We start from the raw sequence: 23,337 nt of genomic DNA, 5'->3' as shown, positions 1-23,337 counted from the left end.
GCGATACTGGTGGTGATCGACAGTTTCGACGACTCCCGAGGTGGAATCGCCATGGTCCCTTGGACCGCCGCGGCCGCGAATCCGGCCGCCGCACCCGACACGTGGGGGATATCGGGGCCCACCTTTCTGACCTTCTATGCGATCGCGGCCTTGCTGGCGTTCGGGTTCACGCTCGCGCGCCGGATCGCCATCCTGGGCCACACCGAGCCGTCGACCGAATCGGTGTCGAGCCTGCGGCCCAGCGAGATCGCCATGCTGGTCGATGACAAGCGGCCGGTGCTGGCGGGGCTGGCGCAATTGCGCGGCTACCAGCTCATCGACTCCACCGGGCGGCCGGTCCGCCAGCCCACCGACGCCGACCAGCGCTGGCTCGACACCGTCTCGAACGCGCTGTTCCGGCATCTGCTGGGGTCGGAGCAGCGCAGCATGACGGATCTGCGTGCGGCGGGCATTCTTTCGGTGGCGCGCATGCGCGCCGATCTCACCGAACGCGGTTATCTCTTCGGCCCGAAGCAGCGAAAGGCGTTGTACCTGGCCGCCCTTCCGATGGATGCGCTGCTGATCCTCGGCATCGTGCGACTGATCGCCGGCATGTCGGCGCACCACAAGGTCGGATTCCTGGTGCTGGCGCTGATCGTCCTGCTGGTCGCCACGGGCTTCATGATCCGTTCGCCGCGCTTGACCCAGCGCGGCCGCGATGCCCTCGACAGCGTGCGGAGCCAGCACCTGCACCTGCGCCCGAACAACGCTCCCTCCTACGGATCCTACGGACCCAACAGCGCGGCCTTCGCCGCCGCGCTCTTCGGCGCCGGGGTGCTGTGGAGCCTCGACCCGGCCCTGGCGCAGGCCACCGCGGTCGTCGGCGGCGGCTACGGCGGGAGCGGGGGCGGCGACAGCTGCAGCACCGGCTCGAGTTGCAGCACGAGTTCCGGCGACAGCGGCGGCGGAAGCAGTTGCGGCAGTAGCTGCGGCAGCGGTTGCGGTGGCGGCGGGTGCGGCGGATGACCGGGTCGCCACTCCCGGCCGGGGCGCTGGGCATCGGCTGGCGGCGCGAGATCTGCGGGATTCTCGCGGATCTGGAGGGCATCGGATTCTGCGAGGTCATCGCGGAATCCTTGGCGGCCAAGGACTCCGGGCGACGCGGGATCACCACCTGGCGCGGTCGCGGCGGCGCGGGACCGGGGATCGCCGTTCCCGAGGAGCTCGAGGAACTGGTGCGTCGGGGCATTCCGGCTGTCCCGCACGGGATTTCCCTGTCGCTCGGCAGTGCGGAGGGTTTCGACGACGCGCGGGCCGCGCATCTGGCCGAATGCGCGCGGGCGCTCGGCTCGCCGCTGGTGAGCGAGCACATCGCGTTCGTGCGTGCGGGCGGCATGGAGGCCGGGCACCTGCTGCCGCTCCCCCGCACCCGCGAGGCCCTGGATGTGCTGGAGCGCAATATCTTCCGGGTGATGCGCAATCTCGATGTGCCGCTCGCGGTGGAGAACATCGCCGCGCTGTTCGAATGGCCGGACGCCGAATATACCGAGGCCGAGTTCCTCCAGGAACTCGTCGAGCGCACCGGCGTCTACCTGCTGCTCGATATCGCGAACGTCTACGCCAACGCCCGCAACACCTCCCGTGACCCGCTCACCGAGTTGCTGCGCCTGCCGACCGAGCGCCTGGCCTACTGCCATATCGCGGGCGGCCACGAATCCGGCGGTCGCTACATAGACACCCACGTGCACCCGATTCCCGCTGAGGTGCTGGCTCTGGTCGCCGAATTCGCGCCGGGGCGACCGACTCCCCTCATGCTCGAGCGGGACGGAAACTACCCGCCCGCAAGCGAACTCATCGCCGAGCTCAACGCCATCGCGACCGCGGCGGAGCGCGGTGCGATCACCCTGCGCTCCGAACCGTTGTCGGCATGAACGGCGAGAACCCCGAGGCGGCAGGGACACTCGCGCAGCGGCAGGAGGCGCTGGTGCGGGCGCTGGTGGCCGGTGCGGACACCCCGGCGGGCTTCGACGCGCAGGATCTGGCCGCGACCGCGCACGGCCTGCTGCACAAGCGGGCCGACGAGGTGCGGCGGCGCTTCCCACGCCTCGCGCATGCCGTCGGCCCGGATTTCACCGCGCGCTATCTCGACTGGGCGCGGACCCGGCCGAAGACGACCACCGTGGACGACGCCGTCGCCTTCGCCCGCGAGTTCGGCCTGCCCGACCCGATCCCGAAACGCGGTGCGCGTGCGCGACTGCCGTGGCGAACACTCGGCAAGTGACCTCGGACACTCAGGCATGCTGATCACATGATCGAGGTCGTCACCGTCAGCACCGAACAGGAACTAGCCGACGCCTATGCCGTGCGCATGCGGGTGTTCGTCGATGAGCAGGGCGTGCCCGCGGAGATCGAGATCGATGAGCTCGACGAGGTCGCCGATCATTTCCTGGCCCGGCTGGACGGCAAGCCCGTCGGGGCCGGACGCCTGATCGTGCGCGACGGCGTTGGCGTGCTCGGCCGCTTGGCGGTGCTGGAGGAGACGCGCGGCACCGGGCTCGGGGCGGCCCTGGTGCGCGCCATCGAGGACCGGGTGCGCGAGCGCGGATTGGGTTCGGTCGAACTGCATTCGCAGACGCACGCGCGCGGCTTCTACGAGAAGCTCGGCTACGAGGCGTATGGCGAGATCGGCATGGACGCGGGCATCCCGCACATCTGGATGCGCCGGTCGGTCGCGAACTGACCTCCGGTCGCGAGGCGAATTACGCGGGCTCGCAGGCGTCGCGCAGCGAGCAGGAGCCGCAGGCGCTGCCGCATCCGCCGACCTTCTCCTCGGGGAACGCGGTGGCGAGCGCCTTTTCGGCGGCCGCGGCGCCCGCGCCGAGGGTGAACAACGCGATCACCACGGACACCACCGCGACGATCAGCGCGGGGAACCCGCCCGCCACGATCACGACCGCACCGCTGGCGGCGAGCAGCAGCCCGGCCACGATGGAGGTCGGCGCGGCCACCTTGTTGGCCAGCTTGAAGGCCTCCTCGGTTTTCACCGCCGCCTCCGAATGCACGCCGAAGTACCGGTTACCGGGAAGGGTGCCGGTCAGCCCGAGCACACCCGTGACCACGGCCACAGCCGCGAGGACAAAGAGGATCAGCGCCACGACGAACACCCGGTAAACGGTACCCCTACCCTTTTTGGGCCTGGGGATGGCCACGTTTTACGCTGGTGGGCGACCTTATCGGGGATTGGCTGGACAAAGAAGGCAGGACCGTGCAGGACTCCCGTACATCCGAGACGCCCACCGCGACCGCGGGTGGGGGCGGCGACGTTCCCGCACACCGCTACAACGCCGACCTCGCCGGGCGTATCGAGCAGAAGTGGCAGGCCAACTGGCAGGAGCGCGGCAGCTTCTACGCGCCGAATCCGGTCGGCCCGCTGCAGGGCGAGACGCCCGCCGACAAGCTGTTCATCCAGGACATGTTCCCGTACCCGTCGGGCGCGGGCCTGCACGTCGGGCACCCGCTGGGCTATATCGCCACCGACGTGTTCGCGCGCTATCACCGCATGCACGGCCGGAATGTGCTGCACGCCCTGGGTTATGACGCCTTCGGCCTGCCCGCCGAGCAGTACGCGGTGCAGACCGGCGCGCATCCGCGCGACACCACCATGTCGAACATCGCGACCATGCAGCGCCAGCTGGACCGGCTGGGCCTGGGCCACGACCGGCGGCGGACGTTCGCGACCACCGATCCGGAGTACTACCGGTGGACGCAGTGGATCTTCCTGCGCATTTACAACGCCTGGTACGACGAGGGTCTGGGCAAGGCGCGCCCGATCGACGAGCTGATCACCGAATTCGAGACCGGCAAGCGCAATCCCGTGGAGGGCCGCTCCTGGGCCGAGCGCACCCCGGCCGAGCGCAATGCGCTGATCGACTCCTATCGCCTGGTCTACCAGACCGATTCGATGGTCAACTGGTGCCCGGGCCTGGGCACCGTGCTGTCCAACGAGGAGGTCACCGCGGACGGCCGCTCCGAGCGCGGCAACTTCCCGGTGTTCCGTAAGCGCCTGTGGCAGTGGATGATGCGCATCACCGCCTACTCCGACCGCCTGGTCGACGACCTGGACGAGCTGGACTGGCCGGACAATGTGAAGTCCATGCAGCGCAACTGGATCGGCCGCTCGCGGGGCGCGCAGGTCAAGTTCGAGGCGGGCTCGGATCTGATCGAGGTCTTCACCACCCGCCCCGACACCCTGTTCGGCGCGACCTACGTGGTGCTGGCCCCCGAGCACGCGCTGGTCGACAAGCTGACCGGCGCGTCCTGGCCGTCGGGCACCGACGCCCGCTGGACCTTCGGTTCCGACACCCCGGCGGAAGCCGTTGCGGCGTACCGCAAGTCGATCGCGGCCAAGTCCGATCTGGAGCGCCAGGAGAACAAGGAGAAGACCGGCGTCTTCCTGGGCACCTACGCCACCAACCCGGTCAACGGCGCGCGCGTGCCGATCTTCATCGCCGACTACGTGCTGAGCGGCTACGGCACCGGCGCGATCATGGCCGTCCCCGGCCACGACGCCCGGGACTGGGAGTTCGCCTCCGCCTTCGGCCTGCCGATCGTGGAAGTCGTTGCGGGCGGCGATGTCTCGCAGGCCGTGTACACCGGTGACGGCCCGCTGGTGAACTCCGGCTACCTGGACGGCCTGGACGTCGAGACCGCCAAGGCCACCGTCATCGCCCAGCTGGAGTCCGACGGCCACGGCCGCGGGACCGTCCAGTACAAGCTGCGCGACTGGCTGTTCGCCCGCCAGCGCTACTGGGGCGAGCCGTTCCCCATCGTCTACGACGAGGACGGCGCGCCGCACGCGCTGCCGGAATCCATGCTGCCGGTGAAGCTGCCGGAGATCGACGACTTCGCCCCGGTCACCTTCGATCCGGACGACGCCGACTCCGAGCCCTCCCCGCCGCTGGCCAAGGCCACCGACTGGGTGAACGTCGAACTGGATCTGGGCGACGGGCCCAAGCGGTACCGCCGCGACACCAATGTCATGCCCAACTGGGCGGGCAGCTCCTGGTACCAGCTGCGCTACGCGGATCCGACCAACGACAAGGTCTTCTGCGCCCCCGAGAACGAGCAGTACTGGCTGGGCCCGCGCCCGGCCGAGCACGGCCCGAAGGATCCGGGCGGCGTCGACCTGTACGTCGGCGGTGTGGAGCACGCGGTGCTGCACCTGCTGTACGCACGCTTCTGGCAGAAGGTCCTGTTCGATCTGGGTGACGTCTCCGGCTACGAGCCCTACCGCCGCCTGTTCAACCAGGGCTACATCCAGGCCTTCGCCTACACCGACGCGCGCGGGGCGTACGTGCCCGCCGCCGAGATCGTGGAGCGGGACGGAAAGTTCTTCTGGACCAATGCCTCCGGCGTGGAGGAGGAGGTCTTCCAGGAGTACGGCAAGATCGGCAAGTCGCTGAAGAACGCCATCTCCCCCGACGAGATGTGCGATCTGTACGGCGCGGACACCTTCCGCTTCTACGAGATGTCGATGGGTCCGCTGGACACCTCGCGCCCGTGGGCCACCAAGGACGTCGTCGGCGCGCACCGCTTCCTGCAGCGCGTGTGGCGACTGGTGGTGGACGAGGAGACCGGCGCGCTGAAGGTCACCGACGCCGAACCGTCGGCCGAGGCCCTGCGCGTGCTGCACAAGACCATCGCCGGCGTCGACGACGACTACGCCAACCTGCGCGACAACACCGCGGGCGCCAAGCTGATCGAGCTGACCAACTACCTGACCAAGAACTACGGCGACGGTGCGCCGCGGTCGCTGGTCGAGCCGCTGGTCCTGATGCTGGCCCCGATGTCCCCGCACGTGGCCGAGGAACTGTGGGAACGCCTGGGCCACCCCACCGCCCTGGCCCACGGCCCGTTCCCGGTCGCGGATCCGGCTCTGCTGGTGGCGGATTCGGTGGAGTACCCGATCCAGGTCAACGGCAAGGTCCGCGCCCGCATCAGCGTCCCGGCCGACGCCGACCAGGCCGCGGTCGAGGCCGCCGCCCTGGCCGACGAGAAGATCGCGGAACTGCTGGGCGGCAAGGCACCTCGCAAGATCATCGTGGTGCCGGGCCGACTGGTGAACATCGTCGCCTGACGCTCGAACGAATTCGGCCCGGTGCGCAGTGCGCACCGGGCCGTTTTCATCTGTGGCTCAGCACTTTTCCCAGTAGCCCGGGCTGGTCTCCTTGATCGTGCTGGTTACGTAGGTATTCCACAGGCCGAGGTTCTGGTTCGAGCCGTTGGCGTAGGCGGTGCCCAGCGACTGGTGGGCGCGGCCCGCCTGGACGTGCGCGTAGTTGTTCGCGGTCACGCAGGTCGGCGCGGGCGTAGTCGTCGTGGTCGTGGGCGGGACGGTCGTGGTCGGGGGCACGGTCGTGGTCGTGGTGGGCGGGGCCGTCGTGGTGGTCGTCGGCGGAGTCGTTCCGCCACTGAGCTTGTGGACCATGGCCATGATGGCGTCCATCTGTTTGCCGCCGTGCCAGGCGTAGGCGGCGTCCCCGCCGTAGCCCCACCAGTTCCAGCAGCCGTTGGGATTGGTGATGCTCGCGGTGCTGGCCGGAATCGCCTGCGGGTACAGGACGATCATGTTGTTGGTGTCGGCGTATTCGTTGAGGTAGGCGTCCTTCATGAAGGTGTTGCCGAAGCCCTGGTAGTTGTAGCCCTGCTTGCAGCCGTGCAGTGCGACCATCAGTCGGCAGCCGGCGCCGTCGGCGCAGGACTGCGGGACGTAGACGAATCCCTTGTCGTCCATGCTGATCGCGCTCGCGCTGCCGCCGGGGACGTAAGCGTTCTGGTCGAACTGGATCAGCTTGCCGTTCAGGGTGGAGGCGGGGGCGCTCACGGAGCCGAAGAACTTGGCGAGCATCTCCTTCTCGGGATCGTTGCCGCAGTTGTTGATGAACGGTGACGTGGTGTCCGCGCAGCTCACCGGGCCCAGCGGGCTCACCCACGAGTGCCCGGCCCCGCTCGACTTGTTGTAGGTGACGTCCGCGCCGAAATCCGTGTAGTACGTGGCGAGATCGTCGTTGACGGCCTGCAGCACGGTTTTGTCGTTGGTGCCGTGGTACAGGTACACCGGCGAACCGGACAGGTTGGAGACGGCGTCGACCTTGCCCTGGTTCGCCAGATCCCTTGTTGCCGCTTCCAATTGCGCAGGTGTTTGGCGTCCCGCGCCGTTCTGCATGCAGGAGTTCTGCGCCCGGACCGCGTAGTCGTAGTCCCCGGCGCAGCGGTAGGGACCGGCGGTGAAGATGCCCGCGCCGGCGAAGACGCTGGAGTAGGCGACATGCAGCTGATTGGCCATGTAGCCGCCGGAGGAGACGCCGGAGACGTAGGTGTCGCTGATGTTGTAGCCGCGCAGGGTATCCGGGGTGGGATTGGGGACGGCTGCGGTCACCACGCTCGCGGTGATCGCCGCCAGACCGGCCGCTATGGCCAAGGCGGACAGGGCATTACCAAATTTCATCGGGATTCCTCGGGGGTGGGGCTCAGTTGCCCAGGGCACAGCTGTTGGCCGGGTCGTCGGCGGGAGTTCGGGGCACGGTCGCGTCCGGCGGCGGGAGTTGCCCGGCGGCGGTCCAGGATTCGAGTGCGGTGAAGGCGCTGCGGAAGCAGGGCAGCATCGGGCGCAGCAGGTTCGGATGGGTGTCGTAGAGGCCGTCGACGTGATTGCCGCCCTCGATGCGGTAGTACCGGTGCAGGTCGGCGCGGCCCTGGTCGCGGATCATGGCGGCATAGACGTCGGAGTCGTGGCCTATGGGCAGCAGGGTGTCCAGGGTGCCGTGAATGGTGAGGAGCGGCTTCTGGATTCGGCCGGTGAGCGAGATTCTGGCCACCGCGTCGTGGACCGCGCGCGGCCGGGACGCGAAATCGTAATCGGCGTCGGAACCCGGGTAGGACGGATCGAATTCCTGGCGGTAGATGCGCTGGGTCAGTTCCCAATAGGTCTTGTCGTGGTACTCCCACAGCGGCCGGGACTCGGCCGCGAACCCGGCGGCCACGATGGCGTCCCGGGCGGCCGGATCCGATTGCGAGGCCGGATAATTCGCGATGGCGGGCGGAAGGAAGGTCAGCGGGTTATCCACATCCGTCCACAGGGTGCCCTCCCAGTCGACCCCGCCGTCGTAGAGCCAGGGCGCGTTCTCCAGCTGCCAGCGCACCAGATACGCGCCGTTGGACAGTCCGGCCATGTAGGTGTGCCCGGCGGGCCGCCCGTAGCGCTGCAACACCGTGGCCTGCGCCGCGACCGTCAATTGCGTGACGCGACTGTTCCATTCGGCCATGGCGTCACCGGGCGCGGCATCGTCGCGGAAGAAGTCCGCGCCGGTATTGCCCTTGTCGGTGGCCGCGAAGGCATACCCCTGCGCGAGCACCCAGTCGGAGATGACGAAGTCGTTGGCGTACTGCCGCCGGTTGCCCGGCGACCCGCTCACCACCAGTCCACCGTTCCAGTGCTCGGGGAGCCGAATTACGAACTGGCTGTCGTGATTCCAGCCGTGGTTGGCGTTGGTGGTGGAGTTGTCGGGGAAGTACCCGTCGATCTGGATGCCCGGAACCCCGCTGGGATTGCGCGCCCCGGCCGGGTGCAGCCCGGCCCAATCGGCGGGCACGGTGTGGCCGGTGGCGACCGTGCCCGCGGTGGTCAGATCCGAGAGGCAGGCGGAGATCTGGGTCTGCGCGCCGATCACCGGGGGCGCGGCACAGCCGGTCGGTTCGCCGGAGGACACCGCTGTGGCGATGGTCCCCGCGACCACGAGGGCGGCCGCCACGGTGGCGGCGCGTACTTGATGCGGCATCGGGCTCCTTCTCGAGCGGAAATGCCGGAAAGTCTGTTCAGCGGCCACGGCGACGGCCAGGTGGGTGCACCCCACATTTCCGGGTGCGAATGTGGTGGCGGTCACCTTATGTGGGACAAGCAGATACAGAGGACCACCACTATGTGGGAACCCCACATGGCATTCGCGCCCGCCCGGCCGCATATTGGGCCAGAATGTCTCGCCATGACCTGCGAGATCTTCCTGGAATTGCTCGAGCGGGAAGCTCCGGCCGTCGAATTCGAAGCTCCCCTGCTGGAGGCCCGTGCCGCCGGTGCGCCCGCGGCCGAACTCGCCGCGCTGGAGGCGGCGAAGCTGTCGGCGCTGCGGGTGCGGGCGCTGCTGGAGCGGCGCACCCGCCGCGAGACCGAACTGGCCGCCCTGTTCGACACCGCCAGCGATCTCGCGGGGCTGCGCGACGTGGACGCCGTGCTGCGCGCCATCGTGCATCGCGCGCGCCGCCTGCTGCGCTCCGATATCGCCTACATGACGCTGCCCGATCCCGAACGCGGCGACACCTACATGCGGGTCACCGACGGCTCCGGCTCACCGGCCTTCCGGGCCTGCCGGTTGCCCATGGGCGCGGGGCTGGGCGGTCTGGTGCAGCAGACCGGCATGCCCTACTGCACCCCGGACTACTTCGCCGATCAGCGTTTCCACCACACCTCCGGAATCGACGACGCGGTCCGCGACGAGGGCATCGTGGCCATCCTCGGGGTGCCGATGAAGCTGGGCGAGCGGGTGATCGGCGTGCTGTTCGCCTCGCATCGCGATGCCCGCCCGTACGCGCCGGAGGAGATCGCGCTGCTGTCCTCGCTGGCCGCGCACGCCACCATCGCCCTGGACTCGGCGCGGCTGCTCACCGAAACCCGCACGGCGCTGGCCGAATTGAGTGCGGCGAACGAGGCCATGCACGCCCACTACAACACCGTGGACCGGGCCGCGCGGGCCCACGACCGGATGACCGATGTGGTGGTGCGCGGCGGCGGCGTGGACGATGTCGCCGCGGTCGCCGCCGATATCCTCGGCGGCGCGCTGCTGGTGCTCGACGCCGACGGCCGCCGGATCGGGCTGGCCGAGGCACCCGACGGCGGCCCGCACCGGGAACTCGACGACCATCCGCTGCTGACCGAGATCACCTCCGCCGCAGCGCAACTCGGGCGCACCGCGCAGCTGAAGGAGCTCTGGGCCGCGCCCGGCGGTGCGGGCGCCGAACCGCTGTGCACGCTGGTGCTGCACCATCCGGACCCGCTGTCCTCCTCCGATCAGCGCATTCTGGAACGCGCGGCGCTGGTCACCGCGCTGCTGTTGCTGTTCCGCCGCAGCATCGCCGAGGCCGAGGGCCGGGTGCGCGGCGAGCTGCTCGACGATCTGCTGGCCGGGCGGGTCGCCGATCGCGCGACCCTGGAGAACCGCGCCGCCCTGCTGGGCATCGATCTTGGGCGACCCCATGTGTTGGTCGTGGTCGATCACGGTGAGCATCGCCGGATGGCCACCTGGACTACGGGTTACGGCATGTCGCACCACGGGCTGGCGGCGACGCGAGGTGAGCACACCGTGCTGTTGCTGCCCGGCGCGGATGCCGCCGCCACCGCCGATCTCCTCGGCCGGGAATTGGCGGCGGCGCTCGGCGCCCGCGCCACGGTCGCGGGTGCGGGACCGGTCGAGTTGCCCACCGCCGCCGAGGCCGCCTACCGCGAGGCCGTGCGCTGCGTCCGGGTGCTGCACGCGCTTGGCCGCACCGGATCCTCCTCCAGCGCGGCCGATCTGGGCTTTGTCGGCCTGCTGATCAGCGATGACGCCGACGCGCCCGGTTTCCTGGACCGGACCCTCGGGCCGGTCGTCGAATACGATCGCCGCCGCCGCACCGAGCTCGTCCACACCCTGGAGACCTATTTCGCCAACGGCTGCAGTCTCAGTGGCAGCGCCAAACAGCTGCACGTGCACGTGAATACGGTGACCCAGCGCCTGGACCGGATCGCCGGATTGCTCGGTGAGGGCTGGCAGCATCCCGATCGCGCGCTGGAGATCCAGCTGGCCCTGCGCCTGCACCGGCTCCGCGAATCCGCCGTGTTCACCGGCTGATTCGCAGGTCCTCGGCGGCTAGCCCGGCGGGAGCAGCACGTCGTTGAGGGTGACCAGCTGCAGGTTTCGCTCCCGGATGATGTCCAGGAGCTGGTCGTAGATGTGGGTGACCGTCGGCCGGTTGGCGTGCCCGATCACGATGGACTGGGCGCGGAACCACTGCCGCGCGGCATTCAGCAGCAGGTCCTCGTTGATCACCGCGCTCGTGTCGCTCAGACTGCCGTACCACATGGTCGGGACGGTGTAGCCGCAGTCGGCGGCGACCGCGTCCACGCCGCCATTGTGGCGGCCGAAGGGCGGCCGGTAGTACGGGGTGCCGTCGGTGCCGTACTGGTTCCAGAGGAAGTCCTTGCACCGGTTCAGCTGGTCGGCGATAGCGCCGCCGGAGAGCCGGGTCAGGTCCGGATGGTCCCAGGTGTGGTTGCCCAGCTGGATCTGGCCGGAATCGACCAGGGGCCGCAGCACATCCCGGTGCTCGAGCCAGCCGGGGTAGTACGCGGTCACGAAGAAGGTGAGCCGCGCCCCCGAGTTCCGGGCGAAATCGATGAACCCCCGGATAGTTTCGGAGCTGGCCCCGTCATCGATGGTGAGCGCCATGTGGTTTCCGTCGCCGGGCAGCGCGTTGATCGTGCCCGGCCCGATCGGCGTCTTGGGTCCGAAATTCGGCGGCAATATCTGCGGCAGCCCCGGAATCTGCGGCAGTCCCGGGATTTGCGGAATGATGCCGGAGGATCCGGTGTCGAAGGGGAAGTCGGCGCGGGATTCCCCGGTGCCCAGCAGCGTGGCGGCCGTTCCCGCCGCCAGCATTGTCAGCAGCGCTCGCCTGTCCATGTCGAACCTCATTCCCTCATCTCCGGCACCGCTGCCGGAAAGTCCACTCCCCAAACCGGTCCCGGCTACGCGGGCGACACCAGCACGTCGTTGAGCGTCACCAGTGACAGCTTGCGCTCGCGGATGATGTCGACCAACCGGCCGTAGCAGTGCGTGACCGGGGGATGGTTGGCGTGCCCGATGACGATGGCCTGCGCGTTGAAATACTTTCGCGCGCACTCGATCAGATAGTCCTCGGTGATCACACCGGAGTCGGACAGCGAGCCGTACCACATGGTGGGGACCGTGTACCCGAGTTCCGCCGCCACCTTGTCGACCGTAGCATCGTGGCGGCCGAACGGGGGCCGGAAATACGGCGTCCCATCCACCCCGAAGTTGTTGTGCAGAAACGCCTTTGCCTTGCTCAGCTGCGCGGACACCTCGCTCGCGGACAGCTTCAGCAGGTCCGGGTGGTCCCAGGTGTGATTGCCCAGCTGGATCTGGCCGGACTCCACCAGCGGCCGCAACTCGGCGCGATGGGCGGTCCAGGAGTCGTAATAGGCGGTGACGAAGAATGTGAACCGCGCCCCGGTGTCCTTCGCGAATTTGATGTACGCGCCGACCACTTCCGAACTGGCGCCGTCATCGACGGTGAGCGCCAAATTGCTGCCGGTCCCCGGCAGCGCGGTTATGGTCCCGGCCGGAATCGCGTGCTTGGCCGCCGCCGCGGGTGGCGGCAGGGTCTGCGCCTGAGCGGCCGCCGAGGTCGCGGTCGTCGGTACCGGTCCGCTGATCCGGGGGGTGACCTTGTGAGGGGAGGGGTCGGAGGAGCAGCCCGTGAGGGCCGTCGCAGTACCCGCGGCGAGCAATGCGAGCAACTGTCGTCTATCCATACGTGTCAATCACTCCGAGATATATATCTTTGCGCCGTGCCTCCCTCGCAGGGCGCATCCTTTATATCCAGGAGTCGTGAACTGAACACGAAATCTGTGCGAAATGATTTGAATTCAGCGGAGAAATTAAGGCTACTCTCAGCGTGCTATCGGACGCAGCACGATCTCGGTAGGATGCGCGTCCCGCGGCGTCTCGACGGCATTGCGCACCGCCCGTGCGACGGTCTCGGCGGTGAGGAATTCGCGCGGGTCGTACTCGCACCCCTCCCCCGCGATGATCTCGCGCTGCATGTCGGTGTCGATGCGGCCCGGATGTACCGATGTGACACGGAGTTCGGGCTCCTCGAGCCGCAGCGCGTCCCCGAAGGCCCGCAGCCCGAACTTGCTCGCCGCGTACACGCCCCACCCCGCGTTGGCGCGCAAACCCGCACCCGAATTGATCAGCACCACATGGCCTTTGGCGGCGCGCAGCGCGGGCAGCAACAATCTGGTCAACTCCGCGACCGCGATCAGGTTGCCTTCCAACGTATTCCGCCACTGCGCCACCGACGAATCGGCTATCGTTCCCAGGTCGGCGATTCCGGCATTGTGAACCAGCACATCCAGTCGTTCGATGTCCGCCACCGCGCCCGCCACCGCGGCGTAGTCGGTGAGGTCGACCGGCCATCCGGCGCTGTCCGGCAGCTCACGCAGGATCGGCCCGAGGGCCTCCGGCGTGCGCGCGCCCAGCAGCAGCCGATGCGTGGGGGCCAGTTCCCGCGCGATGGCCGCGCCGAGCCCCCGGCTGGCCCCGGTGATCAGCGCGGTGGGGCGGTCGATGCTGGTCTTCGCGGAATTCGCCATGGATTCACCGTAACCGCGTGCCCCGCGCCTGCGATGCTCCGGTCGGGCACACCACCGCTAGCTGATTCACGAGTAAGGCGAACGAAGTGCAATCTGGCGACCAGGAGTCATCCTCCAGCCAACCAGCGCGGGCCATAACCTACGCCGTGCCGTCCAGCAACCCCGGCGGGCCACCGCCCCATCGCGCATACCTGCGGGTTCCGGCGCAGAATAGGGCGATGTCCCACCCCGGTTTCACGCCCACCCAGCTCGCGGCCCGCGCGGCCTATCTGCTGCGCGGCAACGACCTGGGCACCATGACCAGTGCCGCGCCCAAGCTGTATCCGCACATGTGGAGCTGGGACGCGGCCTTCGTGGCGGTCGGCCTGGCGCCGTTGAGCGTGGAGCGGGCGGCCCTCGAACTCGACACCCTGCTCTCGGCGCAGTGGCGCAACGGGATGATCCCGCACATCGTCTTCGCCAATGGCGTGGACGGGTACTTCCCCGGGCCCGCCCGCTGGGAGTGCCGCCGCCTGGCCGCCGACGCGCCGGACGGTCCCGACACCTCCGGCATCACCCAGCCGCCCGTGCATGCCATTGCGGTGCAACGGATCCTGGACCACTCGCGCCGCCACGGCCGCAGCACCCGCGCGGTGGCCGAGGACTTCCTGAACCGGCGCTGGCCCGATCTCATGCGCTGGCACCGCTGGCTGGCCTACGCCCGCGACCCCAAGCAGCACGGCCGCATCACGCTGTACCACGGCTGGGAATCGGGCATGGACAACTCGCCGCGCTGGGATCGCGCCTACGAGAACGTGATTCCCGGCCCGGACCTGCCGCCCTACGAGCGCGCCGACACGCAGGTGGTGGGCGATCCCACGCAGCGGCCCTCGGATCGCGAGTACGACCGCTACCTGTGGCTGGTCGAGCAGATGCGCCGGGCCGGCTACGACGACTACCAGCTGGCCTCGACCATGAGCTTTGCCGTCGAGGACGTGTTCGTCACCGCCATCTTCGCGCTGGCCTGCGATGTGCTGGCCAATATCGGCGAGGACTACAAGCAGCCGCACGCGGACGTACGCGAGCTCTACGAGTGGGCCGACTACTTCCGCTCGGGTGTGGTCGCGACGACGGACGCGCGCTCGGGCGTGGCCCGCGATTACGATGTGCGCGCGGAGAAGTGGATCGAGACCGAGACTCTCGCCTCCTTCGCACCGCTGCTGTGCGGCGGCCTGCCGCGCGACGCGGAGCGGCGGCTGCTGCGGCTGTTCGAGGGGCCGCGCTGGTGCGGACATCCGGATCTGCGCTACGCGCTGCCACCCTCGACCTCGCCGGTGGCGCGGGACTTCCGCTCCCGGGAGTACTGGCGCGGGCCGGTGTGGCCGGTGATCAGCTGGCTGTTCTCCTGGGTGTTCGCGCGGCGCGGCTGGGCCGAGCGCTCGTTCATGCTGCGCGCCGAGGGGTTGCGGCAGGCCAGCGACGGCAGCTTCGCCGAGTACTACGAACCCTTCACCGGCGAGCCGCTGGGCAGCATGCAGCAGTCCTGGACGGCGGCATCGGTGCTGGACTGGCTGGGTTGAGCGGGCGCCGAACCGGATTCGAGCTAACGATTGGCGAACATCACAGCCGCGCTTTCACGGCTATAGAGACTGGTCGGCCTAGTCTTTTCCGGCATGACCGGACGAAGCCTGATGAAAGTGGTAGTTACCGCGACCGCTGGCATTCTCTTGGCAACCCCAGCCGGGGTGGCGAGCGCCGATATCCAGGGCCCGGATGTGGCCTCGTATCAGCACCCCGGCGGCAGCGGCATCAACTGGTTCGGCGTGCGCGCGGCCGGATACCAGTTCGCCATGCTCAAGGCGACCGAGGCGCTCGACTACGTGAACCCCTATTTCGTGCAGGACAGCCTGGCCATGCGGGTGGCTGGAGTCGCCCGGGGCACATACCATTTCGCGCGCCCGAACCTGCCGCCCGAACTCCAGGCCGCCTTCTATTCGGCCATGGTGCTGGGCCAGAACGGCCTGCTGGACCTGCCGCCGGTGCTGGATCTCGAGGATTCCGGCGGGCTGCCGCCGGACGCCCTCATCGACTGGACGCACCGGTATCTGAATACCGTGCAGGCCATGACCGGTCGCCGTCCGATCATCTACACCTATCCGCGCTTCTGGCGGACGGCCATGGCCGATACCAATCAGTTCACCTCGTACCCGCTGTGGATCGCCGACTACCGCGGCAATGACCAGCCCGAGGTCCCCGGCGGGTGGCCCGCCTGGACCTTCTGGCAGACCACCGATTCCGGGTCGATCAACGGCATCGCCGCGGGCGTGGACCTCAACGTCTACAGCGGTGCCCAGGGCGATTTCGCCGGCTACGCCAATATGCCGTTCAGCGGCAGCGGCAGTGGGCGCGGCAGCAGCTAGAGCACCTGGGAGAGGAACTGGCGCAGGCGCGGTGTTTCCGCGCTGTCGAAAAGCTGTTCCGGTGTGCCGGTTTCGATGACCTGACCGTGATCCATGAACACGACCTTGTCCGAAACCGAACGGGCGAAGCCCATTTCGTGGGTCACCACGACCATCGACATGCCACCCTTGGCAAGCTCGGCCATGAGGGCGAGTACGCCCTTGACGAGCTCGGGGTCCAATGCCGAGGTGGCCTCGTCGAAGAACATGATGTCCGGCTTCATGGCCAGCGCCCGCGCGATGGCCACGCGCTGCTGCTGCCCGCCGGACAGATTGGCCGGGCGCGCATCCGCCTTCCCTGCCAGCCCCACCGCCTCCAGCTGCTGCACCGCCAGCGTGCGCGCCTGCTCCTTGGACAGCCCGTGCAGCTTGCGCGGGCCGAGCGCGACATTGTCCGCCACCGTCATGTGCGGGAACAGGTTGAAGTGCTGGAACACCATGCCGATGCGCTGGCGCAGCCGGTCCGGGTTCTCGGCCAGCACCGATTTCCCGTCCAGCAGGATGTCGCCGGCATCGGGTTCGTGCAGCCGGTTGAGCACCCGCAGCAGCGTGGACTTGCCCGAGCCGGAGGGGCCGATCACCGTGGTGGTCTTGCCCGCGTCCACGTGCACGTCCACACCGCGCAGAATCTCGTTGCGGCCCAGCGTCAATCGCAGGCCGGTGCCGGTGAGGGAGGCACTCATGCTCCACGCCCTTCCGTGATGACGGCCTGTTCGACCGGGTCCTCTGGCGCCGGCGGGCGACCGTCGCGCATGCGCTTGTCGATGTAGTTGACCAGGTGCGTGAGCGGCACCGTCAGCAGCAGGTACACCAGGCCCGCCGCCACCAGCGGCGACAGATTCCCGGTCTGCGCGTTGAGATCCCGGCCCACCGCGAACAGTTCGCGCTGGCTGGCCAGCAGGCCAAGGAAGTAGATCAGCGAGGAATCCTTGATGAGCGCGATGAACTGGTTCATCAGCGCGGGCAGCACCCGGCGCACGCCCTGCGGGATGACCACCAGCGCCATGGCCCGGTGATAGCCGAATCCGATGGCGCGCGCGGCCTCCAGCTGCCCGGGCTCCACCGACTGGATGCCGGAGCGGAAGATCTCACCGATATAGGCCGACGCCAGCAGCGCCAGCGCCACCGCGCCCAGCCAGTACGGGTTGTTGCCGGTGAGGTTCTTGACCACCGGTCCCACGCCCAGGCCGATGATCAGGATGATCACCACGGCGGGCAGGCCGCGGAAGATATCGGTGTAAATCCGTGCGGGCCAGCGCAACCAGCGCGTCCGGGAGATGCCCGCCACCGCGAGCAGCATGCCGATCACGGTGCCGAGGATGCCCGAAACCAGCGCCAGGATCAGGGTATTGGGCAGACCGGTCTTGAACAGGTCCGGGAAGGCCTTGCGGTACAACGACCAGTCGAAGAACGTGTCCTTCAGCTGCCGCAGTGTGGATTTCGGCGCGACCGCGCTGTTGTCGGTCTTGTTGCCCGCGTTCTCGGCCGCGATCTTGTCGAAGTCCGGCAGCTGCGGCATCGGGGCGGCCTTGGAACCGGGCTTCCAGCCCGGCGGCAGCTCACGCGGCACCCAGTTCTCGTAGAGCTTGGCGTAGGTGCCGTCGGCGATCACCGCGTCCAGCCCGGCATTGAGGGCGTCGGTCAGCGGCTGATTGCCCTTGCGCACCGCCCAGGCGGTGAAGTTGTTGACGCTGAAGGTGTTCTGCACGATCGAGGTCGGATCGCCCGGCTTGATGGCGCCGATGGCCTGCTGCGAGGGCGCCACCCAGGCGTCGATCTGGCCGGACTTCAGATTGGCGTAGGCGGTGTTGTAGTCGGGGAACTTCACCGGATCCAGGTGCAGTTCGTTGACCACGTACTCGTCCTGCACGGTGCCCTGCACGACGCCGACCCGATTGCCGCGGTGCAGATCCGAGAAGCCCTTGATGGCACTGCCGTTCGGCACCACCAGCGAGAAGTAGCCGAAGTCGTAGCCGTTGGTGAAGTCCACCAGCTGCCGCCGCGCGTCGGTGGTGGTGATGCTCGAGGAGCCCACATCGAAGCGGTTGTTGGCGACCTGGGCCAGCAGGCCCGCGAACTCGGTGCCGGTGAACTCCACCTGCAGGCCGAGTTTCGCGCCGATCGCCTTCAGCAGCTCGTTGTCGAAGCCGGTGAACACGCCCTTGGAGTTGACGCAGATGCTCGGCGGCGCGTCCGAGAGCGTGCCCACGCTCAGCTTGCCGGGCGTGAGCAGGCCCAGCTTGGCGATGTCGATCTTGTCCAGCGGAACGGTGGTGGCGGTGGTGAACCGGTCCGCCCCCGCGTTCTGCTGCCCGGACGCCAGATTGGTCGGCGCGGCGCTCGCCGCGGCCAGACCCGGTGGAGAACACAGATCGCGATCGTCGGCCGCGGCCCCGCCGGCACCGAGGGTGACGGTACCGAGCAGGCCGATCAGCAAAACTCCCGCGAATGCCAGCCATCGACGCCGTGGCGCGACCGGGCGCAAGGAAACCATGACAAACCACCCTAGTGGGGGCGGTTCGTCAATCCAGAGTTACCCTCACGCCGATTGCTCGTTGTGCCGGTCGCGCCAGGCCACCGCCTCCAGGACGCGGCTCAGGTCGTAGTCGGGTCCGCCGGTGCCGACGGTGAACAGGGTCACCCCGGCGTTCGCGTAATCCTCGACCTGGTCGAGGCCCGGCCAGGCCACCGACTTCTCGATCGCCGCCGCGTCCGTGCCGACCTCGGCGCAGTGCGCGCCCAGAATGCCGATCTTGCGCTGCAACACCTCGATGTCCGAGAAGCTGTGCCAGATGTCGGCGTACTGGGCGACCAGCCGCAGCGTCTTCTTCTCGCCACCGCCGCCGATCAGGATGGGGATATCGCGCACCGGCGGCGGATTCAGCTTGGCCAGCCGGTCGGCGATGCGGGCCATGGCGTCCTTAAGCCCCGCGAGACGGCTTCCGGCCGTACCGAATTCGTAGCCGTACTGGTCGTAGTCCTTCTCGAACCAGCCCGCGCCGATACCGAGGATCAGCCGCCCGCCACTGATGTGATCCACGGTCCGCGCCATATCGGCCAGCAGATCCGGATTCCGGTACCCGCCACCGGTGACCAGCGCCCCGATCTCCACCCGCTCGGTCTGCTCGGCGATCGCGCCCAACATGGTCCAGCACTCGAAATGCGCGCCCTCGGGATCCCCGTACAGCGGATAGAAGTGGTCCCAGTTGAAGACGATGTCCACCCCGGCGTCCTCGCATCGCCGCACCGCGTCCCTGATCAATCCGTAGTCGGGCGCGTGCTGTGGCTGTAGCTGGACTCCGATACGAACGCTCATGGGTGCTCCCTGGTCTCGGTGATCCCCGTGTGGTCTCAATGATCACTGCGCCCCATTCTGCCCCTCGGCTAAGCTCCGGGCCGACCCTCTACAACGGATCGTCCGGCACGTTCCTGCCGGTGAAGGGAAGTGTTAAACCGTGGCAACGGTGACTTTCGACCAGGCCACCCGCCTGTACCCGGGCGCGACCACCCCCGCCGTCGACGCGCTGAACCTGGAGATCGCCGACGGCGAATTCCTGGTTCTCGTCGGCCCGTCGGGCTGTGGCAAATCCACCTCGCTGCGCATGCTCGCGGGCCTGGAGGAGGTGAGCGACGGCCGAATCCTGATCGGGGACAAGGACGTCACGAAGGCCGAACCCAAGGAACGCGATATCGCCATGGTGTTCCAGAACTACGCGCTCTACCCGCACATGAGCGTCGCGGAGAACATGGGCTTCGCGCTCAAGATGGCCAAGGTGTCCAAGGAGGAGCGCCAACAGCGCGTCCTGGAAGCGGCCAAGCTGCTCGACCTCGAGCCGTACCTGGACCGCAAGCCCAAGGCGCTGTCCGGCGGTCAGCGCCAGCGCGTGGCCATGGGCCGCGCCATCGTGCGCCAGCCGCAGGTCTTCCTCATGGACGAGCCGCTGTCCAACCTGGACGCCAAGCTGCGCGTGCAGACCCGCACCCAGATCGCGCAGCTGCAGCGCCGGCTCGGCACCACCACCGTCTACGTCACCCACGACCAGGTCGAGGCCATGACCATGGGCGACCGGGTGGCGGTGCTCAAGGACGGGCTGCTGCAGCAGTGCGCCTCACCGCGCGACCTGTACCGGAACCCGGCCAACCTGTTCGTCGCGGGCTTCATGGGCTCCCCGGCCATGAACCTGTTCACGCTGCCGGTCGCCAACGGCATCGTCACCCTCGGCGGCTGCCCGCTGCCGCTGCCGCGCTCGGTGGACGCGGCCACCGGCGGCAGCGTCGTGGTCGGCATCCGGCCCGAGCATCTGGAGGCGGTCGGCGACGGCGCGGGCATCGGCATGGAGGTGGACGTGGTCGAGGAGCTGGGCTCCGACGCCTACATCTACGGCCGCACCCTCGGTGACGGGGAAACCATTGTGGCGCGCGCGGATTGGCGCAACCCGCCCGCCAAGGGCACCCGATTGGCGCTGGTCGCGGACACGGATCACACGTACTTCTTCCACCCCGAAGACGGGCGTCGCCTGAACTGACGGGCGAATCTCACGAATGGCGGCGGTGCTTCCGCCGCCATTCGTCGTTCACGCGGACCCGCAGATTCTCCAGGGACACTTGATTTCCCGACGCGCTGCGGAGTTCGACCCGCACCGGCTCACCGGTCGAGTCCTCGAGCCGCTCCAGGGGCGCGGTGCCGTCCTGCAGGTACTTGTCCCCCCACTGCCACAGCGCGACCACGGCGGGCAGCAGATCCAAACCCATTGGGGTGAGCACGTATTCGTGCCGGGTGCGCTTGCCCTCTTCCTGATACGGCCGCTTCTCGAGCAGCCCGGCCTCGACGAGTTTGCGCAGGGCCGTCGAGGCGGCGGCGTCGGTGATCCCGACCCGCGCGGCGAATCCGTCGAACCGTGTCGTCCCGTAGTACGCCTCGCGCAGCATGAGCACCGCCGAGCGGGTGCCGACGATGTCCATCGCCTTGGCTATCGAGCAGTCCTCGGGTTTCCACGCGCTCAGGTCGCTGAGCTTTCCTTCCATCACGGCCGACATGGCGTACATCATACAGATGCTGACTTGCCCCCACTATGGCCAGCTCCTACGCTGGCTATAGAGCAACGAAGCCAGCTGCTGGAAGGAACGTCATGAGAGACGCAGTCATCGTCGAAGCGGTCCGCACACCGATCGGCAAGGGGAAGGCGACCGGCGCGTTGCACGGCGTCCATCCCGCCGATCTGCTCGCCCACAGCCTGCGGGAGGTGGTGCGGCGCACCGAGATCGATCCGGCGCTGATCGACGATGTGATCGGCGGCGTGGTCACCCAGGTCGGCGAGCAGGGCTCGAACCTGACCCGGCGCGCGGCCCTGGCCGCCGGGTATCCGGAATCGGTGCCGGCCACCACGGTGGACCGGCAGTGCGGCAGCAGCCAGCAGGCCATCCACTTCGCCGCGCAGGGCGTCATCGCCGGGGCCTACGACATCGTGGTGGCCGCGGGCGTGGAGTCCATGAGCCGGGTTCCCATGGGGGCCAACCTGATCGGGGCCGAGGACATCGCCGGGGTCGGCTTCGCCGAACGCTATCCCGAGGGACTGGTGCCGCAGGGCATCAGCGCCGAGCTCATCGCCGCCAAGTGGGGGCTGAGCCGCACCCAGCTCGACGAGTTCGCGCTGGCCAGCCACGAAAAGGCCGCACGCGCAACCAAGGACGGCGCCTTCGAGGCCCAGATCGCCCCCTATGGCGGGCTCTCGTACGACGAGGGCATTCGGGTCGGCAGCACCCTGGAAACCCTGGCCGGATTGCGTCCCGCCTACTACGACGAGGCCATGGCGGCGCGCTTCCCGCAGATCGGCTGGAACATCACCGCCGCCAATGCCAGCCAGATCAATGACGGCAGCGCCGCGACGCTCATCATGACCAGCGAACGCGCCGCCCAGCTCGGGCTGCGCCCGCTGGCCCGGCTGCACAGCTTCGCGGTGGCGGGCGACGATCCGCTGCTCATGCTGACCGCCGTCATCCCCGCGACCCGAAAGGTATTGCGCCGAGCCGGACTCGACCTCGCCGACATCGACCTATTCGAGGTCAACGAGGCGTTCTCCTCGGTGGTCCTGGCCTGGGCCCGGGAGACCGGAGCCGACCTGTCGAAGGTGAACGTCAACGGCGGCGCCATCGCCCTGGGCCACCCGCTCGGTGCGTCCGGAGCCCGCCTGTCCACCACCCTCGTCCACGCCATGCACGACCGCGGCGCCCGCTACGGCCTGCAAACCATGTGCGAGGCAGGCGGATTGGCCAACGCCACCATCTACGAACGCCTCTGATCCACGCGCGGCCGCGCTAGGACATCACGACTATCGCGGTCAGCAGACCGAGGACCCACGCCTCCGCCAGCAGCGGGAACGCCACCAATGCGGTGGACCACGCGCGCTGGCGGAGGTACATGGCGTGGAGCGTCCACAGCGGAACCACCATGAGCGTCAGGGCGATTCCCGCCCAGGCCACGGCGTAGGCCGGGGCGAGCCTGCGGGTATCGGCCGTGGCCGGGAACATGCGCGCGTACTCCGGCACGAAACCCGCCACCGCCCAGGCCGCCGCGCACGCCGCGACGTAGATCAACACGGTGACAAGGAAATCCGCGACCGTGATCGGCGGCCGCCTCCATCCGGCCACCGTTCCAGCATGCCAATCTCCGGGTGCGCGATCAATTGATCGCGGTCGCCACCAGAATGTGCCCGGCGCCGCCCGCGACGGCGATGAGCGGCAACGCGATTGCGGTCCAGATCCAGGCCCGCCGCCCCGTCATGGCCGCCACCGACGCCAGCACCATCGCACCCACCAGCGCCAGGAACATCCCGCCGCCACCGATCAGCAACCCCCACAACGCCGAAGCGGGCGGCCGGATCACCACGCACTGCACCGAGAAGTCCTTCTTCGCGGTACACCGGTTGTGCACCAGATCGAACAACTTCGCGAACAGGTCATAGGCCCACGCGAACGCCACGGCCACACCCACCAGATACAACCCCGCCGACACCGCGACATCCTTGCGCCGCACCGGCTTCCGCTCCCCCACCGCCTTCGGCAACGCCGCAGCAGCCGCCTCCGCGGGCGGGAGCTTCGACGGCATGGTCAGCTGGTCGTCCTCCACCGGCGGCGGACTCCCGGCCCCCGCGTTCCCGGGCTGCCAACCACCCTGCGGCTGTGGGTGTGAGGGACCGCCGGAGGGGTACGGGTCCGCGCCACCTCCGCTCGGCCGCGGCGCGCCGGGCCACCCACTGGGTGGCGCGGGCGGCACGGGTGGAGGCGGAGCCTGGCGGCCGCCCTTGGGCAGGGTCGGCCCCGCCGTATCGACCGGGCCGCGCCGGGGCGCACCGGGCGGACCGCTCGGCGGCTGGGGAGGCGTTGGGGGCGGCGGACTCTGGCGACCGCCCTTCGGCAGGGTCGGACCCGCCGCAT

21 protein-coding genes and 1 pseudogene are annotated in these 23,337 nt (G+C 68.7%); 10 read left to right on the top strand and 12 right to left on the bottom strand.

Translation table 11 applies throughout. From position 1 onward, the window contains the following. From ACAM49_RS28475 to ACAM49_RS28460, 4 genes are all read left to right on the top strand, one after another. On the top strand, positions 1-1,005 hold a 1,005-nt coding region (locus ACAM49_RS28475), incomplete at its 5' end, for a TIGR04222 domain-containing membrane protein (RefSeq protein ID WP_369638628.1). Continuing rightward, complete coding sequence (locus ACAM49_RS28470; RefSeq protein ID WP_369638627.1) at positions 1,002-1,910, top strand: DUF692 domain-containing protein; 909 nt, start codon at positions 1,002-1,004, stop codon at positions 1,908-1,910. The genes ACAM49_RS28475 and ACAM49_RS28470, both read left to right, overlap by 4 nt. Continuing rightward, positions 1,907-2,260, top strand: coding sequence for a hypothetical protein (locus ACAM49_RS28465; RefSeq protein ID WP_369638626.1), 354 nt, complete (start codon positions 1,907-1,909; stop codon positions 2,258-2,260). The genes ACAM49_RS28470 and ACAM49_RS28465 overlap by 4 nt, the downstream gene beginning before the upstream one ends. A gap of 27 nt (positions 2,261-2,287) precedes the next feature. Then, a complete protein-coding gene (locus ACAM49_RS28460; protein WP_369638625.1) occupies positions 2,288-2,719 on the top strand; it encodes a GNAT family N-acetyltransferase in 432 nt (143 codons plus the stop codon). Positions 2,720-2,738: 19 nt separating this feature from the next. Here ACAM49_RS28460 and ACAM49_RS28455 read toward each other — a convergent pair whose 3' ends face one another. Beyond that, entirely contained in the window at positions 2,739-3,143 is a 405-nt protein-coding gene (locus ACAM49_RS28455; RefSeq protein ID WP_369638624.1) for an SdpI family protein, read from the bottom strand. Positions 3,144-3,244: 101 nt separating this feature from the next. Between ACAM49_RS28455 and leuS the strand changes: the two genes are divergently transcribed. Next, positions 3,245-6,115, top strand: a complete 2,871-nt coding sequence (gene leuS / locus ACAM49_RS28450; RefSeq protein WP_369638623.1) for a leucine--tRNA ligase — start codon at positions 3,245-3,247, stop codon at positions 6,113-6,115. A gap of 57 nt (positions 6,116-6,172) precedes the next feature. Here the strand turns inward: leuS and ACAM49_RS28445 are convergent, their stop codons facing one another. Both ACAM49_RS28445 and ACAM49_RS28440 read right to left on the bottom strand, forming a co-directional pair. Beyond that, positions 6,173-7,486, bottom strand: a complete 1,314-nt coding sequence (locus ACAM49_RS28445; RefSeq protein ID WP_369638622.1) for a PHB depolymerase family esterase — start codon at positions 7,484-7,486, stop codon at positions 6,173-6,175. 22 nt (positions 7,487-7,508) lie between these two features. Further along, positions 7,509-8,816, bottom strand: coding sequence for a 3-hydroxybutyrate oligomer hydrolase family protein (locus ACAM49_RS28440; RefSeq protein ID WP_369638621.1), 1,308 nt, complete (start codon positions 8,814-8,816; stop codon positions 7,509-7,511). A 204-nt stretch (positions 8,817-9,020) separates the two neighbouring features. Between ACAM49_RS28440 and ACAM49_RS28435 the strand changes: the two genes are divergently transcribed. After that, positions 9,021-10,919 (top strand): helix-turn-helix domain-containing protein, encoded by a 1,899-nt coding sequence (locus ACAM49_RS28435; protein WP_369638620.1) that lies wholly within the window; start codon positions 9,021-9,023, stop codon positions 10,917-10,919. Positions 10,920-10,937: 18 nt separating this feature from the next. Here the strand turns inward: ACAM49_RS28435 and ACAM49_RS28430 are convergent, their stop codons facing one another. The 3 genes from ACAM49_RS28430 to ACAM49_RS28420 all read right to left on the bottom strand — a co-directional run bounded on the left by ACAM49_RS28430 (position 10,938) and on the right by ACAM49_RS28420 (position 13,465). Beyond that, on the bottom strand, positions 10,938-11,750 hold the full coding sequence (locus ACAM49_RS28430; RefSeq protein ID WP_369638619.1) for a polysaccharide deacetylase family protein: 813 nt from the start codon (positions 11,748-11,750) through the stop codon (positions 10,938-10,940). A 65-nt stretch (positions 11,751-11,815) separates the two neighbouring features. After that, entirely contained in the window at positions 11,816-12,622 is an 807-nt protein-coding gene (locus ACAM49_RS28425; RefSeq protein ID WP_369638618.1) for a polysaccharide deacetylase family protein, read from the bottom strand. A gap of 138 nt (positions 12,623-12,760) precedes the next feature. Continuing rightward, positions 12,761-13,465 carry an SDR family oxidoreductase gene (locus tag ACAM49_RS28420; RefSeq protein WP_369638617.1) on the bottom strand — a complete coding sequence of 235 codons (705 nt, stop codon included), beginning with the start codon at positions 13,463-13,465 and terminating at the stop codon, positions 12,761-12,763. Between the two features lie 218 nt (positions 13,466-13,683). Here ACAM49_RS28420 and ACAM49_RS28415 point away from each other — a divergent pair, with 218 nt between their 5' ends. Together ACAM49_RS28415 and ACAM49_RS28410 are read left to right on the top strand one after the other, a co-directional pair. Further along, positions 13,684-15,024 carry a glycogen debranching protein gene (locus ACAM49_RS28415; protein WP_369638616.1) on the top strand — a complete coding sequence of 447 codons (1,341 nt, stop codon included), beginning with the start codon at positions 13,684-13,686 and terminating at the stop codon, positions 15,022-15,024. A gap of 111 nt (positions 15,025-15,135) precedes the next feature. Next, a complete protein-coding gene (locus ACAM49_RS28410; protein WP_369638629.1) occupies positions 15,136-15,864 on the top strand; it encodes a glycoside hydrolase family 25 protein in 729 nt (242 codons plus the stop codon). Here the strand turns inward: ACAM49_RS28410 and ACAM49_RS28405 are convergent. From ACAM49_RS28405 to ACAM49_RS28395, 3 genes are read right to left on the bottom strand one after another with little or no spacing between them, the layout of a single operon-like run. Then, positions 15,861-16,586 carry an amino acid ABC transporter ATP-binding protein gene (locus ACAM49_RS28405; protein ID WP_369638615.1) on the bottom strand — a complete coding sequence of 242 codons (726 nt, stop codon included), beginning with the start codon at positions 16,584-16,586 and terminating at the stop codon, positions 15,861-15,863. The two genes, ACAM49_RS28410 and ACAM49_RS28405, sit on opposite strands and share 4 nt — an antisense overlap. After that, on the bottom strand, positions 16,583-18,397 hold the full coding sequence (locus ACAM49_RS28400; RefSeq protein WP_369638614.1) for an ABC transporter substrate-binding protein/permease: 1,815 nt from the start codon (positions 18,395-18,397) through the stop codon (positions 16,583-16,585). The genes ACAM49_RS28405 and ACAM49_RS28400 overlap by 4 nt, the downstream gene beginning before the upstream one ends. 45 nt (positions 18,398-18,442) lie before the next feature. Next, entirely contained in the window at positions 18,443-19,219 is a 777-nt protein-coding gene (locus tag ACAM49_RS28395; protein WP_369638613.1) for an LLM class F420-dependent oxidoreductase, read from the bottom strand. Positions 19,220-19,358: 139 nt separating this feature from the next. Between ACAM49_RS28395 and ACAM49_RS28390 the strand changes: the two genes are divergently transcribed. Continuing rightward, complete coding sequence (locus tag ACAM49_RS28390) at positions 19,359-20,429, top strand: ABC transporter ATP-binding protein (protein ID WP_369638612.1); 1,071 nt, start codon at positions 19,359-19,361, stop codon at positions 20,427-20,429. A gap of 10 nt (positions 20,430-20,439) precedes the next feature. Here ACAM49_RS28390 and ACAM49_RS28385 read toward each other — a convergent pair whose 3' ends face one another. After that, a complete protein-coding gene (locus ACAM49_RS28385; RefSeq protein ID WP_369638611.1) occupies positions 20,440-20,940 on the bottom strand; it encodes a winged helix-turn-helix transcriptional regulator in 501 nt (166 codons plus the stop codon). 92 nt (positions 20,941-21,032) lie between these two features. On the opposite strand from ACAM49_RS28385, the gene ACAM49_RS28380 reads away from it, so the two are divergent. After that, on the top strand, positions 21,033-22,202 hold the full coding sequence (locus ACAM49_RS28380) for an acetyl-CoA C-acyltransferase (protein ID WP_369638610.1): 1,170 nt from the start codon (positions 21,033-21,035) through the stop codon (positions 22,200-22,202). A gap of 16 nt (positions 22,203-22,218) precedes the next feature. Here the strand turns inward: ACAM49_RS28380 and ACAM49_RS28375 are convergent, their stop codons facing one another. Both ACAM49_RS28375 and ACAM49_RS28370 read right to left on the bottom strand, forming a co-directional pair. After that, entirely contained in the window at positions 22,219-22,551 is a 333-nt protein-coding gene (locus ACAM49_RS28375) for a hypothetical protein (protein WP_369638609.1), read from the bottom strand. A gap of 31 nt (positions 22,552-22,582) precedes the next feature. Then, positions 22,583-23,337: pseudogene (locus ACAM49_RS28370) on the bottom strand (hypothetical protein); the annotation flags it as partial.

The organism is Nocardia sp. JMUB6875, from assembly GCF_041154655.1.
Lineage (GTDB): Bacteria > Actinomycetota > Actinomycetes > Mycobacteriales > Mycobacteriaceae > Nocardia.
The sequence above is the reverse complement of the archived record's forward strand: the minus strand, read 5'-3'. Positions and strand labels throughout refer to the sequence as shown.

Coding starts and splice junctions, on each gene's coding strand:
- ACAM49_RS28470 (WP_369638627.1), top strand. CDS start 1,002: ATGACCGGGTCGCCACTCCCGGCCGGGGCGCTGGGCATCGGCTGGCGG.
- ACAM49_RS28465 (WP_369638626.1), top strand. CDS start 1,907: ATGAACGGCGAGAACCCCGAGGCGGCAGGGACACTCGCGCAGCGGCAG.
- ACAM49_RS28460 (WP_369638625.1), top strand. CDS start 2,288: ATGATCGAGGTCGTCACCGTCAGCACCGAACAGGAACTAGCCGACGCC.
- ACAM49_RS28445 (WP_369638622.1), bottom strand. CDS start 7,486: ATGAAATTTGGTAATGCCCTGTCCGCCTTGGCCATAGCGGCCGGTCTG.
- ACAM49_RS28440 (WP_369638621.1), bottom strand. CDS start 8,816: ATGCCGCATCAAGTACGCGCCGCCACCGTGGCGGCCGCCCTCGTGGTC.
- ACAM49_RS28435 (WP_369638620.1), top strand. CDS start 9,021: ATGACCTGCGAGATCTTCCTGGAATTGCTCGAGCGGGAAGCTCCGGCC.
- ACAM49_RS28430 (WP_369638619.1), bottom strand. CDS start 11,750: ATGGACAGGCGAGCGCTGCTGACAATGCTGGCGGCGGGAACGGCCGCC.
- ACAM49_RS28425 (WP_369638618.1), bottom strand. CDS start 12,622: ATGGATAGACGACAGTTGCTCGCATTGCTCGCCGCGGGTACTGCGACG.
- ACAM49_RS28420 (WP_369638617.1), bottom strand. CDS start 13,465: ATGGCGAATTCCGCGAAGACCAGCATCGACCGCCCCACCGCGCTGATC.
- ACAM49_RS28415 (WP_369638616.1), top strand. CDS start 13,684: ATGTCCCACCCCGGTTTCACGCCCACCCAGCTCGCGGCCCGCGCGGCC.
- ACAM49_RS28410 (WP_369638629.1), top strand. CDS start 15,136: ATGAAAGTGGTAGTTACCGCGACCGCTGGCATTCTCTTGGCAACCCCA.
- ACAM49_RS28405 (WP_369638615.1), bottom strand. CDS start 16,586: ATGAGTGCCTCCCTCACCGGCACCGGCCTGCGATTGACGCTGGGCCGC.
- ACAM49_RS28400 (WP_369638614.1), bottom strand. CDS start 18,397: ATGGTTTCCTTGCGCCCGGTCGCGCCACGGCGTCGATGGCTGGCATTC.
- ACAM49_RS28395 (WP_369638613.1), bottom strand. CDS start 19,219: ATGAGCGTTCGTATCGGAGTCCAGCTACAGCCACAGCACGCGCCCGAC.
- ACAM49_RS28385 (WP_369638611.1), bottom strand. CDS start 20,940: ATGTCGGCCGTGATGGAAGGAAAGCTCAGCGACCTGAGCGCGTGGAAA.
- ACAM49_RS28380 (WP_369638610.1), top strand. CDS start 21,033: ATGAGAGACGCAGTCATCGTCGAAGCGGTCCGCACACCGATCGGCAAG.